This is a genomic window from Candidatus Symbiothrix dinenymphae (genome assembly GCF_001431085.1).
Genome location: NZ_BBRU01000595.1, coordinates 1 through 1,690 on the forward strand (window position 1 = coordinate 1; position 1,690 = coordinate 1,690).

3 protein-coding genes and 1 pseudogene are annotated in these 1,690 nt (G+C 45.0%); 3 read left to right on the forward strand and 1 reads right to left on the reverse strand.

Annotated elements, in window-relative coordinates:
* The 3 genes and pseudogenes from ASC50_RS06505 to ASC50_RS07680 all read left to right on the forward strand — a co-directional run.
* A pseudogene (locus ASC50_RS06505) lies at positions 1-324 on the forward strand (UDP-3-O-(3-hydroxymyristoyl)glucosamine N-acyltransferase); the annotation flags it as partial.
* A gap of 1 nt (position 325) precedes the next feature.
* Complete coding sequence (porD, locus tag ASC50_RS06510) at positions 326-1,222, forward strand: type IX secretion system protein PorD (protein ID WP_055432878.1); 897 nt, start codon at positions 326-328, stop codon at positions 1,220-1,222.
* A gap of 4 nt (positions 1,223-1,226) precedes the next feature.
* The gene (locus ASC50_RS07680; protein WP_055432879.1) at positions 1,227-1,436 is read left to right on the forward strand and encodes a hypothetical protein; all 210 of its coding nucleotides are present in this window, start codon (positions 1,227-1,229) and stop codon (positions 1,434-1,436) included.
* A gap of 31 nt (positions 1,437-1,467) precedes the next feature.
* Here the strand turns inward: ASC50_RS07680 and ASC50_RS06520 are convergent.
* Positions 1,468-1,690, reverse strand: a 223-nt coding sequence (locus tag ASC50_RS06520) for a hypothetical protein (protein WP_158648553.1), incomplete at its 5' end; no start/stop codon positions are given.

Below are 1,690 nucleotides of genomic sequence, written 5' to 3' on the forward strand. Positions count from 1 at the left end.
GCGCATAATGTGGAAATTGGCGAAAACACCGCTATTGCAGCGCAAACAGGTATTGCCGGTTCAAGTAAAATAGGTAAAAACTGCCAATTGGGCGGACAAGTGGGCCTCGTAGGTCACCTCAAAATAGGAGACAACGTGAGCATAGGAGCCAAATCGGCAGTCCTCGGCAGCATCAAAAACGACAGAAAAGTGCTCGGAATACCGGCGTTCGACCACATGAAATTCCTCCGCTCAAGCGTAATCTTCCCAAAACTGCCGGAAATGTACGCCCAACTCGGAAAATTAGAAAAAGAAATCGAACGGTTGAAAAAACAATCGAATTAGGATGCAAAAAAAACATTTCATATTGATATTGTTGTTACAGGCAACCATCGCGGTGCAGGCACAGGAACTGAACGCGCGGGTGGTGGTCAGTAGCGACCGCATTGAGGGCACCAACAAAAATGTGTTTGTTACGATGGAAAAGGCTTTGACACAGTTCATTAACGGTACCAAATGGGGGGCGATGATTATGGGAAGTAACGAAAAAATCGAATGTTCATTTACGCTCAACATCCTGGAACGGGTGTCGGACAACAGTTTTAAAGCGGAATTGTCGGTGCAGTCGCGCCGCCCTGTTTACAATGCCTCCTACACCACCACCTTGCTTAATTATCGGGAAAATATTGAGTTTGAGTATAATGAAAATGCGAATATTGAGCATCAGCAAAACAACCTCAGCAGCAATTTGGAGGCGGTGGTTTCATTTTATGCCAATCTGATTTTGGCTTTGGATTTTGACAGTTTTTCGCTTTTGGGCGGCGATGCTTTTTACCGCGAAGCCCAACACATTACCTCTATGGCACAATCGAATATGCAGTGGAACGGCTGGTCGGCATTTGACGACGAAAAAAGCAAAGGCACGATGATAAACGCCTATTTGGATGAGTCGATGAAGCCGTTGCGCGAGCTGCTTTATACCTTCCATCGCAACGGTTTGGACGAAATGGCGGCCAATCCCGAACAGGGACGAACAGCAATTCTCACCGCCTTGCCTGTCCTGAAAAACATGAAACAAGTGCGCTCATCCAGCCTCGTGTTGCAACAATTAGCAGATGCCAAATTAACCGAAATAGTGCTGATTGCCGAAAAAGCTACGAAAGATGAGAAAAAAACAGCTTTCGAGTTACTGCGGGATGTTTACCCAAGTATGTCGCAACAGTTGGCTCCGCTGAAAAAATAGGAATATGAAAGCAACAGCATTATACGACATGGCCTCTATGTTCAATTATTACGATTGGATAAATGTAACGAAATTTGCTAAAAGGGCACGGATAAATCCCTCGTTAATGCGCCAATACAAGACAAAGAAAGCGTACATATCCGAACGGCAAATAGGTAAAATTGAAAATACCTTGCATCAGTTAGGCAACGAAATGGCAACAATCAAACTTTGATTTGATTGCGGAATTCAACCAAGGGTTATTCCTATTCTGCCGTCAAATACTTGGTTCTTTGGCGTTTCTCTTTCACATTCTTCAAGAAACGCTCAATGACCTCATTAAGCAGTTCGGGCTTCATAGCGGCAGGACCGACACAGTCTTGATAGCCATCCGACAAACCTTGCGGAATGCCATACTCTTCGGCGGCAATCTTATTGCGGTCAGCTTTGCTGACAGGGTACCACAGGCAACTCATCAAACAATTGCGA

Excerpts from the sequence above, each read along its gene's own strand:
- porD (WP_055432878.1), top strand. The coding sequence starts at position 326 with ATGCAAAAAAAACATTTCATATTGATATTGTTGTTACAGGCAACCATC.
- ASC50_RS07680 (WP_055432879.1), top strand. The coding sequence starts at position 1,227 with ATGAAAGCAACAGCATTATACGACATGGCCTCTATGTTCAATTATTAC.